This window comes from Thalassospira sp. HF15 (assembly GCF_011806525.1).
In the GTDB taxonomy this organism is placed as follows: domain Bacteria; phylum Pseudomonadota; class Alphaproteobacteria; order Rhodospirillales; family Thalassospiraceae; genus Thalassospira.
This window is the reverse complement of the sequence record NZ_JAAVKI010000004.1, coordinates 537,695-551,637: the sequence shown is the minus strand read 5'-3', so window position 1 is coordinate 551,637 and position 13,943 is coordinate 537,695. Positions and strand designations below refer to the sequence as shown.

The window sequence follows — 13,943 nt, the reverse complement described above, 5'->3', positions numbered from 1 at the left end:
GAAACCAGCCTGCGCCGATGGTACTTTGTCTTAAGGCACGGGAGAGTAGGTCACCGCCGGGCCTTCCAAATACAGCAATTCATATTCCCTATAATCACACCCAAACATCCAACGCCGCATCACTCCAGACGCGGCGTTATCTGTTTGAAAACAGATATATCACCCTGACGCGGGGTGGAGCAGTCCGGTAGCTCGTCAGGCTCATAACCTGAAGGTCAGAGGTTCAAATCCTCTCCCCGCAACCAACATTAGAAAAGCTCGCCCTCGTGGCGGGCTTTTTTAATGTCTGGTAGGTGGGAGCGGGCGTTTTGAGCCCCTTGTTCAAACCAAGCAAAGCATCGCTTTGCGCTGGTTCAGCGAAGCACGCAGGGCGTAGCTAAATCCTCTCCCCGCAACCAAAACAACAAACCCCGCCATTGGCGGGGTTTGTTGTTTTAGCCTTGTGGAAAGGATTTGAACCTCTGCAGTTGCCTCCCTAGTTGGAAGAGCTTGTCATAAACATCGGCCCGCCCTTGTGGCGTGGGAAGCCATAACCGTTGACCATCACGACATCAATGGCTTCGGCATTGGTGGCAATTCCTTCGGACAGGATTTTATCACCTACGTCGCGCATGGCGCCGAGGATGACATTCATGATTTCAGCATGTGTGAAGTCGCGTCGGGTGATGCCTTTTTTCTCGGACTCGGCTATCACCAGTGCGTCAACTTCCGGGTCCGGCTGAGCCTTGCCGTTTTCATCATAGCGATACCAGCCAAGGCCGTTCTTTTTGCCAAAACGTCCCATTTCACAGAGGTAATCGCCCAAGGCGACATAGCGTTCGGACGGATTGCGGAATGGGGCAAGGCGTTTGCGCGTGGCCCAGGAAATTTCAAGGCCAGCCATATCCTGCATGGCAAACAGACCCATCGGGAAACCGAATTCCACCATGGCAGCATCAATCTGATGAGGTAGAGCCCCATCTTCGAGCATGTATTCGCAATGCTTGCGATAGGCCGACATGATCCGGTTGCCGATAAAGCCATCGCAAACCCCGCATGGCACGGCAATTTTGCCAAGGGCACGGGCAAACTCGAAAGCGGTTACAAGGCTTTTGGCATCGGCCGTCTCGGTGCGGACTACTTCTAGCAGCTTCATGATATGGGCCGGAGAGAAGAAATGCAGGCCAATCACGCGGTTGGGATTTACGCAGTTGGCGGCAATCTCATTAATGTCGAGGTAGGATGTGTTGGAGGCCAAAACAGCATTCGGCTTGCAATGTTTGGAAAGCTTGCCAAACACATCATGTTTCACGGCCATATCTTCGAACACGGCTTCGACCACCAGATCGGCGTCGGCCAAGGCCGCATAATCGATGCTGGTGGAAAGAGCGGCCATCAGAGCGTCAAAGCGATCCTGATTAATCAGGCCACGCTTGAGGCTGCCGGAAAGATGTTTTTCGACGGTGGCCCGCCCATTTGCACATGCATCTTCATCACGTTCGATAATGGTGACAGCATATCCTGCCAGCAGCGATGCCGTGGCAATACCGGCCCCCATGATGCCGCCGCCGATGACGCCAACATGACGGATCGGGTTGGGTTTGATGCCCTTGAGTTCGGGTAGTTTGGCAACCGAACGCTCGGCAAAGAAGATATGGCGGAGCGCCTTTGACTGTTCGCTGTCGCGCAGTTTGATGAATTTTTCGCGCTCAAAAGCAAGGCCGGTATCGGCACCTTGCTCGATCCCGGTTCGAATGGCCGAAATGGCAGCAAGGGGGGCAGTTTGACCGCGTGCTTTCTTTTTCGCGCTCGCAGTGATGTCATCCCATTCCGTCGCGTTTGGCGTATTGACGGGGTCACGGTCAACAAGCGGTATCGGCGTTTCACGATCAAGAATGGTCTGGGCAAAATCGCGGGCGGCATCGCGGAGCGCGCCATGGGCAATTGCATCGAGTAAACCGATCGCATTGGCCTTATTGGCCGATATCGGCTTACCGCTGGTAATCATCGAAACGGCTTCAGAGATCGAAACCAGCCGTGGCAAGCGGATCGTGCCGCCTGCACCGGGGATCAGGCCAAGATTTACTTCCGGCAGACCAAGCTTCGCAGCACTGTCGGCAATGCGGTAATGGCAGCCAAGCGCAACTTCCAGTCCGCCGCCAAGGGCATGCCCGTGAATGGCAGCGATGACCGGTTTGGTTGCGGCCTCAAGGCGTTTGATCACATCGGGCAGGATGGGGGCCTTGGGCGGTTGGCCGAATTCACTGACATCTGCACCGGCAATAAAGGTTTTGCCCTCGCAAATCAGGATCGCAGCCCGGATGTCGTTATTCGCGTCAATCTGATCAAGTGCATTGACCAGGCCTTCGCGGACCGAATGGCTGGTGGCATTGATCGGTGGATTGTTGATCGTGATGAATGCAATGGCGTTTTCAAATGTCAGTGTGACGGTCGACATATTATGCATCCTCCGCACGGATGGGCGTAAGCAAGCAAGCGACGAGATCGGAGTCGGGGGCAGCCAGATCAGCAATGACATTGAAATGATGTTTGTCCGGGGCGTGCACACTGCGCGTACTTGCGCCAAGACCAGTCCAGATATTGGCAAGCAGATCATTTTGTCGAACAAATTCGGGCCGTTCATCCGCGCCAACCCAGCACGTTATCGAGCACGGTAAGGCAGGCTTCAGAAGGGCAGCGCTTTCATGTGCAGCCTCGTCCTCATCGAGATGCAGAACCTCATTCATCTTGGTTTTGAGAAGTGGGCGCAGATCATGCAGGCCACTGATCGAAACGGTGTTCGCAATCCGGCCCAGAACCGATGCTGATAGTGGTGAGGTATGGCTCACCATGCGGCTGACAAGATGTCCCCCGGCCGAGTGGCCGGTGATATGGATCGGCCCTGCAATCTGATCGGCGGCATGGGTGATGGCAGCGCCGATCTGGCGCGTGATTTCCGAAAGGCGTGCTTTGGGTGCGAGTGTGTAGCTTGGCATACAAACAGCCCAGCCCTTGGCAACTGCACCATTTGCCAGATGCGACCAGCTGGATTTGTCAAAGGCCTTCCAATAGCCACCATGTACAAACACGGCTAATCCTCTGGGCGTGCCGGTCGGCAGAAACAGATCATATTTTTCGCGTGGCGCATCGCCATAGGCAATATCAAGCCGGGCGCGATCATCATTTGTGAGCTCTTTGCGAAACTGTGCTGATTGGGTTGCCCAAAGATCCGGATAGGTTGCGGCATCGGCGATGTGATCGCCATTGGCATAGGCATCGTCCCAGTCGGTGATCATGGTCGGTTCCCTGAAATTCGGTGTTGTGGCGCAGAACGCATTCTATTTATCTGCCAAATTCTAGGCAAATCGACAGATATTTCAAACTTAAAATATTTGTGCTTGAAATAAATGAAATCGAGGCGTACCGTTTTATCAGTTTCCCGAAACAACCAAACAAATCAGGAAGGGAAAAGCTGGTGAGAGTAGCTTGTCTGGGTGGCGGTCCTGCGGGGCTTTATTTTGCAATCTCGATGAAATTGCGCGACCCCGCGCATGAGGTTGTTGTGATTGAGCGCAACAAGCCCGATGACACATTTGGCTGGGGCGTGGTGCTGTCTGACGAGACGCTGGACAATCTGGCGGAGAATGACGCCAGAAGTGCCGAGGCCATTCGCGCCAACTTTTCCTATTGGGATGACGTCGCGGTTCAGTATCGCGGTGAAAAGACGATTTCCACCGGTCACGGGTTCTGCGGCATTGGCCGTAAGAAGCTTTTGGTTCTGTTACAGGAACGTGCCCGCGAACTGGGTGTAGAGCTCCGGTTTGAAACCGAGGCGGAAAGTGCAGCCCATTATGCCAAGGAATTTGATCTGGTTGTTGCCAGCGATGGCCTGAATTCGAAAACCCGTACCGAGTTCGCCGAACAGTTTCAGCCTGATATCGATACCCGAAAGTGCAAATTTGTCTGGCTTGGAACGCATCAGAAATTCGATGATGCCTTTACCTTTATCTTTGAGGAAACCGACAAGGGTTGGGTATGGGCGCATGCCTATCAGTTTGATGATGACACCGCGACCTTCATTGTCGAATGCACGCAGGAAACCTGGGAAGCCTATGGTTTCGGCGAGATGTCCAAGGAAGAGTCGATTGCGACCTGCGAGGACATCTTCAAGGAGCATCTGGGTGGTCATGACCTGATCAGCAACGCGCATCATATCCGTGGTTCGGCCTGGCTCAGCTTCCCGCGGGTTCTGTGCAACAGCTGGTCACATGAAAACATCGTCCTGATGGGTGATGCAGCGGCAACAGCCCACTTCTCTATCGGGTCTGGCACCAAGCTTGCGCTTGAAAGTGCGATTGCGCTGGCCAACTATCTGCATTCCGAAAGCGACCTTGCGTCTGCCTTTGGCAAATATGAAGACGAACGCCGTCTTGAGGTCCTGCGTCTGCAGTCGGCTGCGCGCAACTCGATGGAATGGTTTGAAGAAATCGAACGCTATTTCGATTTTGACCCTGTGCAGTTCACCTATTCGCTTCTGAGCCGATCACAGCGTATCAGCCACGAAAACCTGCGTCTGCGTGATGCAAAATGGCTTGAAGGTGCGGAAAAATGGTTCCAGACGCAGGCGGGCCTTCCGGAAACCGCACCGGTTCGCCATCCGATGTTCGTGCCTTATCAATTGCGCGACATGTCGCTTAAAAACCGCATCGTCGTATCGCCGATGGCACAGTACAAGGCGGTTGATGGCTGCCCGACTGACTGGCATCTGGTGCATTACGCTGAACGTGCAAAAGGCGGGGCGGGTCTGGTGTATACCGAGATGACCTGTGTTTCGCCCGAAGGGCGCATTACGCAGGGCTGCCCGGGGGCATATGATGCCACCCACGAGCAAGCCTGGAAACGGATCACGGATTTCATCCACGGCGAGACTGATGCCAAGGTCTGCATGCAGATCGGCCATTCAGGACGCAAGGGTTCCACCCAGCTTGGCTGGGAAGAAATGGATGCGCCCCTTTCCGACGGCAACTGGCCTTTGATATCGGCATCCGCCATTGCTTGGTCGGATCGAAATGCCGTGCCCAAGGCCATGACGCGCGACGACATGGATATGGTCCGTGAACAGTTTGTCGCATCTGCCAAAATGGCGGATCGCGCAGGCTTTGACATGGTCGAGGTTCATGCGGCCCACGGCTATCTTCTGTCATCCTTTATCAGTCCGGTAAGCAATATCCGCGATGATGAATATGGCGGGTCGCTTGAAAACCGGATGCGTTATCCACTTGAAGTCATCAATGCCGTCCGTGCGGCATGGCCCAAGGGTAAGCCGATGTCGGTACGTATTTCGGCCAATGACTGGGTCGGGGATGCCGGCATCACGCCAGAAGAAGCGGTCGAGATTGCCCGGATGCTGAAAGCCAATGACGTCGATATTTGTGACGTTTCGGCCGGTCAGACGACAACTGATGCCAAGCCGGTTTACGGCCGTATGTTCCAGACGCCGTTTTCCGATCGTATCCGCAACGAGGCCGGTATTCCGACCATGGCGGTTGGCAATATCTATGAGGCCGATCACGTCAATTCAATCCTGATGGCTGGTCGTGCTGATCTGGTGTGTCTGGCGCGTCCGCATCTGGCCAATCCGTACTGGACGCTGCATCAGGGAGCGATGCTTGGCAACCGCACTGAAAACTGGCCAGCGCCGTATTATGCCGGGCGTGACCAGATGTACCGCTTGGCCGAGCGGGCTGAGACCATGACGGGAAAGGTATAAGCACCGATGTCTGATCTTGCCGTTCATAACGCATTGATCACTGGCGGCGGTTCCGGTGTCGGGGCCGTGATGGCCCGGATGTTGGCCGACGCTGGCGTGAAGGTTGTTGTATCCGGACGGCGATCAGATGTGCTGGCCGAAGTTGCCGAGCATCAAAACATCAGCGCCATTGTGGCTGACGTGACAGATGAAACCTCGGTACGTGACATGTACACCACGATGGTGGATGTCGTCGGCACACCCGACCTTGTGATCGCCAATGCCGGGATGGCCGAAAGTGCGCCGGTTGGCAAAACGTCGGTCGATTTGTGGCAACGGACCATGGATGTCAACCTGACTGGGACGTTCCTGACATTCCGCGAAGGACTGGCGGTGATGGACCCGGCCAAGCCGGGACGTCTGATTTCAATTGCTTCGACCGCGGGGCTGAAGGGGTATGCCTATGTCACCGCGTACTGCGCGGCCAAACATGGGGTTGTGGGTTTGGTCAAAGGTATGGCCGCCGAACTTGCCAGCAGCCCGATTACGATCAATGCGGTCTGTCCGGGCTTCATGGAAACGCCGATGTTGGCGAAATCGGTGGAAAACATCGTTGCCAAAACTGGCATGAGTGCTGATGCCGCGCGCACAAGCCTTGCCAAAATCAATCCGCAAAACCGTTTCATTCAGCCCGAAGAAGTGGCTGAAACCGTGATGTGGCTTTGTAGCCCGAATGCGGCATCGATAACGGGACAGACGATTTCCGTTTCGGGAGGAGAAGTATGAACATGAACAAGTCCGAAGCGATTTCAGGCCAAGCGGCTAATGAAACTTCCGATCTGTCCAAGGCACGCCTGCGGGCCTGGCTGCAAATCCTTAAAGTGTCGCGCAAGATCGAAGGCGAGTTGCGCGAAAAGATGCGCCTTGAATTCGGATCGACCCTGCCGCGCTTTGATGTTCTGGCCGCCCTTTATCGCGAACGTGATGGCATGCGCATGAGCGAGCTTTCCAAGTCGCTAATGGTTTCAAACGGTAATGTCACAGGCATCGTTGATCGTCTGGTCGCCGAGGGCCTCGTTGTCCGCATGCCGGTGGAAAATGATCGCCGCGCATCCATCGTGAAACTGACCAAAGCCGGTGAGAAAGACTTTGCTGAACGTGCGCTGGTGCATGAAGGCTGGGTGTCTGATCTGTTTTCCGATCTGTCATCTGGTGATGCTGATGCCCTGATCCGTATCCTGCGCAACATATCCCACCATAACGAGGCGCCCTAACATGACTAAGATGGCAAACATCACGCCCAAACATTTCAACTGGCGCATGGAAGGTGACGTCGCGGTTATTTCGCTTGATCGTCCCGACCGCAAGAACCCGCTGACATTCGACAGCTATGCGGAGCTTCGCGATACTTTCCGTGACCTGGTCTATGCCGATGATGTCAAGGCAGTTGTGTTTGGTTCCAACGGGGGCAATTTCTGTTCTGGCGGGGATGTGCATGACATCATTGGTCCGCTGATCGACAAGGACATGAAAGGCCTTCTGGAATTCACCCGCATGACTGGCGATCTGGTCAAGGCGATCATTGGCTGTGGAAAGCCGGTCATTGCCGCAGTTGACGGCATTTGTGTCGGTGCCGGGGCCATCATTGCCATGGCATCGGATCTGCGTCTGGCGACGGCGGCATCCAAAACCGCCTTTCTGTTTACCCGTGTCGGGCTTGCTGGCTGTGACATGGGGGCGTGTGCCATCCTGCCACGCATTATTGGTCAGGGCCGTGCGGCTGAACTTCTTTATACCGGGCGCTCCATGTCGGCTGAAGAAGGCGAACGCTGGGGCTTTTATAACCGGCTTGTTGATGCAGATGTTCTGGAAGCCGAAGCGATTGATCTGGCAACCCGCATTTCGAAAGGCCCGAATTTTGGTCACATGATGACCAAAACCATGTTGGCTCAGGAATGGAACATGTCGATCGAACAGGCGATTGAGGCCGAAGCGCAGGCGCAGGCAATTTGCATGCAGACCGAGGATTTCAATCGCGCCTACAAGGCATTCGTTGCCAAGGAAAAACCGATATTCGAGGGCGACTGATGGCAGACAAGACCTATCTTGATTGGCCCTTCTTTGAAGACCGTCACCGCGAACTGGCGGCAAAGCTTGATGATTGGGCTGCGGCCAACATCAAGGGCATCAATCACGAAGATGTCGATGCAGCCTGTCATGATCTTGTTGCGCGATTGGCAAGTGGCGAATGGTTGCGCCATGCCGCGATTGATCCCGGTGATGCGGGGTCGAAACTTGATGTCAGATCACTTTGTCTGATCCGCGAAACACTGGCGCGGTATGACGGGCTTGCTGATTTTTCCTTTGCGATGCAGGGGTTGGGGAGTGGCGCAATCTCCTTGTTCGGAACAAGTGACCAGAAAAGTCATTGGTTGCCAAAAGTACGTTCCGGTAAGGCGATTGCCGCCTTTGCGCTGACCGAACCGCAATCGGGTTCGGATGTTGCCAATATCGCACTTGAAGCAAAGCGCGATGGCAATGACTTTATCCTCAATGGTGAGAAGACCTGGATTTCCAACGGTGGTATTGCCGATTTCTATTGCCTTTTTGCCCGTACCGGCGAGGCACCCGGTGCCAAGGGGCTGTCGGCCTTTGTAGTACCGGCAGGCATTCTGGGCTTTGAGATCGTCGAACGTCTGCACACCATTGCCCCACATCCTTTGGCGCGCTTGAAGTTTACCGATTGTCGTATTCCGGCCTCCGCCCTGATGGGCAAGGGTGGGGATGGGTTCAAGATCGCGATGTCGGTTCTGGACGTTTTCCGGTCCACCGTTGCCGCCGCCGCCCTTGGATTTGCCAGACGTGCGCTTGATGAAACCGTCACACGTGTTCAGGAACGCGAGCTGTTTGGTGCGCCACTTTTTGATCTGCAGATGGTGCAGGGGCATGTCGCGGACATGGCACTTGATATCGATGCCTCAGCCCTTCTGGTTTATCGCGCCGCCTGGCTTAAGGACAGTGGTGCGCCGCGCGTCAGTCGCGAAGCCGCAATGGCCAAACTTTATTCAACTGATCATGCACAAACCGTCATTGATAAGGCGGTGCAAATTCATGGCGGCGATGGTGTGCGCAGTGGCCACATCGTCGAGACGCTATACCGGGAAATCCGCGCCCTTCGCATTTATGAAGGCGCATCAGACGTCCAGAAAATAATCATCGCACGGCAAACGCTGGCGTAATAATGGCTGTATCAGGGACTTCACAATGCTCGGACCAACCGCACATACCGATAGCTTCACACGGGACAAGTTGCCCCCGTTTGCAGAATGGCCGGATATCAATCTGGATGGCTTTGACTATCCCGAATATCTGAATGCCGGGGTCGAACTGACCGACAAGATGGTCGAACAGGGTTTTGGTGATAACACAGCCCTGATCGGCAACGGCCGCCAGCGCACCTATAAGGAATTGGCAGACTGGACCAACCGGATCGCCCATGCACTGGTTGAGGATTATGGCGTTAAGCCGGGCAACCGTGTTCTGATCCGTTCTGCCAACAATCCGGCGATGGTGGCGTGCTGGTTGGCAGCGACGAAGGCAGGCGCGGTTGTGGTCAATACCATGCCGATGTTGCGTGCGGGTGAGTTGGGCCAGATCGTTGACAAGGCCGAGATTGAATTTGCCCTGTGCGACACGCGCCTGATGGATGAAATGGTGGCCTGTGCCAAGGACAGCAAGTTCCTTAAAACAGTGATCGGGTTTGATGGTACGGCCAATCATGATGCGGAGCTTGATCGCATTGCGCTGACCAAATCGGTCAAGTTCGAAGCGGTCAAAACCGGGCGTGATGATGTTGCCTTGCTTGGTTTTACATCGGGCACCACGGGCAGTCCCAAGGCGACCATGCATTTCCACCGTGATCTTCTGATCATTGCCGATGGTTATGCCAAGGAAGTACTGAATGTCACCCCCGATGACGTGTTTGTCGGGTCACCGCCACTGGCCTTTACCTTTGGTCTTGGCGGCTTGGCGATTTTCCCATTGCGGTTCGGGGCGACGGCGACCCTGCTTGAAAAGGCATCGCCGCCCAACATGATCGAAATCATCGAAACCTATAAGGCAACAGTGTGCTTTACCGCGCCGACCGCCTATCGGGTTATGTTGTCTGCCATGGATGAAGGTGCTGATTTATCCTCGCTCCGCGCAGCCGTTTCTGCCGGTGAAACCCTGCCGGCGCCGGTCTATGAAGCGTGGATGGAAAAAACCGGCAAGCCGATGCTCGATGGCATCGGTGCGACCGAGATGCTGCATATCTTTATCTCCAACCGTTTCGGCGACAGCCACCCGGCCTGCACCGGTCGCCCGGTGACGGGATACGAAGCCAAGATCGTCGATGACAAAATGAACGAAGTGCCGGTCGGAACTGTTGGGCGTCTGGCCGTGCGTGGTCCTACCGGGTGCCGTTATCTGGATGATGTGCGCCAGCACGTTTATGTCCGCGATGGCTGGAACCTGACCGGTGATGCGTTCTATGTTGATGAAGATGGCTACTATCACTTCGCCGCGCGCAACGACGATATGATCGTCTCGTCGGGCTATAACATCGCCGGGCCAGAGGTCGAAGCAGCCCTTCTTTCCCACGCGGCGGTTGCCGAATGTGCCGTGATTGGCGCACCGGATGAAGAACGCGGTACGATTGTCCAGGCCCATGTGGTTCTGATGGAAGACTTCGAACCAACGCCCGAGATGGCCAAATCGCTTCAGGATCATGTAAAAGCGACCATCGCGCCGTTTAAATATCCGCGCTCCGTCGTCTTTATCGAGGCGTTGCCAAAAACCGCGACTGGAAAAATCCAGCGCTTCAGACTGAAACAGGAACCGTCTGCATGACCGACTTTGCCGCCACCAAATCCCTGTTCCATATTCCCGAAGGTGTGATTTACCTTGATGGGAACTCACTTGGCATGCTGCCAAAAAGCGCAGCAAACCGTGCCAAGGAGATGATCGAAAAGGAATGGGGGGAAATGCTTATCCGTGGCTGGAATGATGCCAAATGGATGGAGCAACCCGAACGTATCGGCAATCTTGTCGCACGTTTGATCGGGGCGGCACCCGGTACTGTGGTGATGGGCGATACCTTGTCGATCAAGGTTTATCAGGCGTTGGCAAGCGCGCTTGAAATGCGCCCGGATCGCAAGGTGATTGTTTCTGATAACGGCAACTTCCCGACGGATCTTTATATGGCTGATGGCCTGATCAAGTCGCTTGACCGTGGTCATGTGCTGAAAACGCCGAACCCGGAAGATGTCGAAAGCCTGATCAACGAAGATCTGGCTGTTCTGATGCTGACCCAGGTGGATTACCGCACGGGCCGCATGCATGACATGAAACGTATAACGGATCTGGCCCATGCGGCCGGTGCCTTGGTGATCTGGGATCTGGCACATTCCGCCGGTGCGGTTCCGGTTGATCTTGCGGGCTGCAATGCCGATTTTGCTGTGGGTTGTACCTATAAATACCTTAACGGCGGTCCCGGTGCGCCAGCCTTTATCTATGTCCGCCCGGACCATGCCAAAATGGTTCGCCCGGCACTTTCGGGCTGGCTGGGCCATGCGGCACCCTTTGCCTTTGATCCCGATTACACGCCGGCACCGGATGTTTCGCGCATGCGCGTTGGCACCCCGCCGGTCATTCAGATGACTGTGCTTGAAGAAGCCATGAAGGCTTGGGACGGCGTTGAGATGGCTGACATCCGCAAACGCAGTATCGAATTGTGTGAGCAGTTCATCGCCGGTGTTGAAGCAACCTGTCCGATGCTGGAACTGGCGAGCCCGTGTAATTCAGAAGAACGCGGATCGCAGGTATCGTTCAAATTCGATCAGGGCTACGCCGTTATGCAGGCCCTGATTGCAAGCGGTGTGATCGGTGATTTCCGTGCACCCGATATCATCCGGTTTGGCTTTACTCCGCTTTATATCGACAACGATGATGTCGAGGGTGCCGTGAAAATTCTGGCTGAAATCATGGAAACCAAGGCTTGGGACAAGCCGGAATTCCACAAACGCAATGCGGTGACCTGATCATGACAAAGCACAGCTCGCCATATGATCCCAGCACTGAGGGGGCTCGCACGGATTTCTCTGATCAGATGTCCTATGGGGATTATCTGTCGCTTGATGCGATCCTGACGGCCCAGCATCCGCAGTCGGATGCCCATGATGAAATGCTGTTTATCATTCAGCATCAGACGTCCGAACTTTGGATGAAACTTGCGATCCGTGAAATCAGTGCGGCGCGTCAGGCGATCCATGGCGGTGACGTCCGCCCGGCGTTCAAAATGCTGGCGCGCGTGTCGCGCATCTTTGAGCAGCTCAACAATGCCTGGGATGTCCTGCGCACCATGACGCCAAGCGATTACACGACCTTTCGTGATGCGCTTGGGCCGTCGTCAGGGTTTCAGTCCTATCAGTATCGCCAGATCGAATTCATGCTGGGCAATCGCAATCACGCCATGTTGCGCCCCCATGCGCACCGCGAAGACATCACCGAGATGCTCAAGGCGGAACTGGCAACGCCCAGCCTTTATGACGAAGCCCTTCGCTTGCTAAATGCCGAGGGGGTCGAGGTGCCGGCCGATGTCCTGAACCGGGATGTATCGGCCCCCTATGCGCCAGATGATGTGGTCATCGCCGCCTGGCAGAAGGTTTACAGCGACCCGGCCAAGTACTGGTCGCTTTATGAATTGGCGGAAAAGCTGGTCGATTTCGAAGACTATTTCCGGCGATGGCGCTTTAACCATGTCACGACTGTCGAACGCGTGATCGGGTTCAAGCGTGGAACTGGCGGCACGGGAGGCGTCAGTTACCTGAAGAAAATGTTGGAAGTTGAACTGTTTCCGGAACTCTGGCGGGTCAGAACCGCGCTTTGAGGATGGACGGACCGGATGCAAATACTGCAAAATCAGGGGCAGGCATCAGGTTCACAAAAACCGTGACGCACAAACACATAAATGTCGCGGGATCAACGTGTTGCTAAACGAAAAATTGTATAAACACGGAGGCTTAAATGAAGGGTTTTAAGACAACCATCGCAGCAGCGGCGGCTTTGCTTGCCGCTGGTGCGGCGCAGGCCGAGCCGGTCAAGGTGGGTATGATCACCACGCTTTCAGGCGGTGGTGCAGGACTTGGGATTGATGCACGTGACGGCTTCATGCTTGCTGTAAAACAGGCAAACAATCCGGATCTCGAAGTCGTAATTGAGGATGATCAGCGTAAACCGGACGTAGCGGTTCAGCTGGCTGATAAAATGATCCAGCAGGAAAAGGTTGATGTTCTGACTGGTATCATCTGGTCGAACCTTGCGATGGCAGTGGTGCCGTCGGCGGTTGCTCAGGACAAGATTTATCTGTCTGTTAACGCTGCGCCGTCCCAGCTTGCTGGTCGTGGCTGCAATAAGAACTATTTTGCTGTTTCCTATCAGAACGACAACCTGCATGAAGCGGCAGGTGGTTATGCGTCAAGCGCTGGCTATAAAAAGGCCTTCATTCTTGCGCCGAACTATCCGGCAGGCAAAGATTCCCTGACCGGTTTCAAGCGTTTCTTCTTTGGTGACATTACCGACGAAGTTTACACCAAGCTTGGTCAGACCGACTATGCAGCCGAAATCGCACAGATCCGTGCCTCAGATGCTGATCACGTGTTCTTCTTCCTGCCGGGCGGCATGGGCATCGCGTTCATGAAGCAGTATGCTCAGTCTGGTGTCGACAAACCGCTGATCGGTCCGGCCTTCTCGATGGATCAGGGTATTCTTGGTGCCGTTGGTGACGCAGCACTTGGCGTGAAAAACACTTCGAACTGGTCCAAGGACATCGACAATCCGACCAACAAGGCGTTCGTTGAAAGCTTCCAGGCTGAGTATGATCGTCTGCCGTCGCTTTATGCGTCGTTTGGTTTTGATACCGCGAACCTGCTGCTTTCCGCGATGGACAAGGCTAGCATTTCGGACAAGGACGCATTCCGTGCGGCCATTCGCGCAGCTGATTTTGACTCCGTGCGTGGCAAGTTCATCTTTGGCCCGAACCAGCATCCGGTTCAGGATCTTTATGTTCGTGAAGTCGTCAAAGAGGGCGACATCCTGACCAACAAGATCGTTGGAACCGCGCTGACGGATCACTCTGACGCCTATGCGTCGGAATGCTCGATGTAATGACGAGCTG

Annotated in this window: 11 protein-coding genes and 1 tRNA gene; 10 read left to right on the top strand and 2 right to left on the bottom strand. The window is 54.9% G+C overall.

The window, feature by feature from the left end; all coding sequences use genetic code 11:
* Window positions 1-168: 168 nt before the first annotated feature.
* Window positions 169-245: transfer RNA gene (locus tag HED22_RS11985), tRNA-Met, on the top strand.
* Window positions 246-475: 230 nt separating this feature from the next.
* Here HED22_RS11985 and HED22_RS11980 read toward each other — a convergent pair.
* Together HED22_RS11980 and HED22_RS11975 are read right to left on the bottom strand one after the other, a co-directional pair.
* Entirely contained in the window at window positions 476-2,437 is a 1,962-nt protein-coding gene (locus HED22_RS11980) for a 3-hydroxyacyl-CoA dehydrogenase NAD-binding domain-containing protein (protein ID WP_167722415.1), read from the bottom strand.
* A gap of 1 nt (window position 2,438) precedes the next feature.
* Complete coding sequence (locus HED22_RS11975) at window positions 2,439-3,275, bottom strand: alpha/beta hydrolase (protein WP_167722413.1); 837 nt, start codon at window positions 3,273-3,275, stop codon at window positions 2,439-2,441.
* Between the two features lie 179 nt (window positions 3,276-3,454).
* Here HED22_RS11975 and HED22_RS11970 point away from each other — a divergent pair, with 179 nt between their 5' ends.
* The 9 genes from HED22_RS11970 to HED22_RS11930 all read left to right on the top strand — a co-directional run bounded on the left by HED22_RS11970 (window position 3,455) and on the right by HED22_RS11930 (window position 13,933).
* The gene (locus HED22_RS11970; RefSeq protein WP_167722411.1) at window positions 3,455-5,749 is read left to right on the top strand and encodes a bifunctional salicylyl-CoA 5-hydroxylase/oxidoreductase; all 2,295 of its coding nucleotides are present in this window, start codon (window positions 3,455-3,457) and stop codon (window positions 5,747-5,749) included.
* A 6-nt stretch (window positions 5,750-5,755) separates the two neighbouring features.
* Window positions 5,756-6,514 carry an SDR family NAD(P)-dependent oxidoreductase gene (locus tag HED22_RS11965; RefSeq protein ID WP_167722409.1) on the top strand — a complete coding sequence of 253 codons (759 nt, stop codon included), beginning with the start codon at window positions 5,756-5,758 and terminating at the stop codon, window positions 6,512-6,514.
* Between the two features lie 2 nt (window positions 6,515-6,516).
* Window positions 6,517-7,002 (top strand): MarR family winged helix-turn-helix transcriptional regulator, encoded by a 486-nt coding sequence (locus tag HED22_RS11960; RefSeq protein WP_254869978.1) that lies wholly within the window; start codon window positions 6,517-6,519, stop codon window positions 7,000-7,002.
* A gap of 1 nt (window position 7,003) precedes the next feature.
* Window positions 7,004-7,816, top strand: a complete 813-nt coding sequence (locus tag HED22_RS11955; protein WP_167722405.1) for an enoyl-CoA hydratase family protein — start codon at window positions 7,004-7,006, stop codon at window positions 7,814-7,816.
* Complete coding sequence (locus HED22_RS11950; protein ID WP_167722403.1) at window positions 7,816-8,967, top strand: acyl-CoA dehydrogenase family protein; 1,152 nt, start codon at window positions 7,816-7,818, stop codon at window positions 8,965-8,967. Before HED22_RS11955 ends, HED22_RS11950 begins: the two co-directional genes overlap by 1 nt.
* A gap of 25 nt (window positions 8,968-8,992) precedes the next feature.
* Entirely contained in the window at window positions 8,993-10,618 is a 1,626-nt protein-coding gene (locus HED22_RS11945; RefSeq protein ID WP_167722401.1) for an AMP-binding protein, read from the top strand.
* Window positions 10,615-11,808, top strand: coding sequence for a kynureninase (kynU, locus tag HED22_RS11940; protein WP_167722398.1), 1,194 nt, complete (start codon window positions 10,615-10,617; stop codon window positions 11,806-11,808). The genes HED22_RS11945 and kynU overlap by 4 nt, the downstream gene beginning before the upstream one ends.
* A gap of 2 nt (window positions 11,809-11,810) precedes the next feature.
* Entirely contained in the window at window positions 11,811-12,656 is an 846-nt protein-coding gene (gene kynA / locus HED22_RS11935; protein ID WP_167722396.1) for a tryptophan 2,3-dioxygenase, read from the top strand.
* Between the two features lie 137 nt (window positions 12,657-12,793).
* Window positions 12,794-13,933 carry an ABC transporter substrate-binding protein gene (locus HED22_RS11930; protein ID WP_167722393.1) on the top strand — a complete coding sequence of 380 codons (1,140 nt, stop codon included), beginning with the start codon at window positions 12,794-12,796 and terminating at the stop codon, window positions 13,931-13,933.
* The last annotated feature ends 10 nt before the right edge of the window (window positions 13,934-13,943 follow it).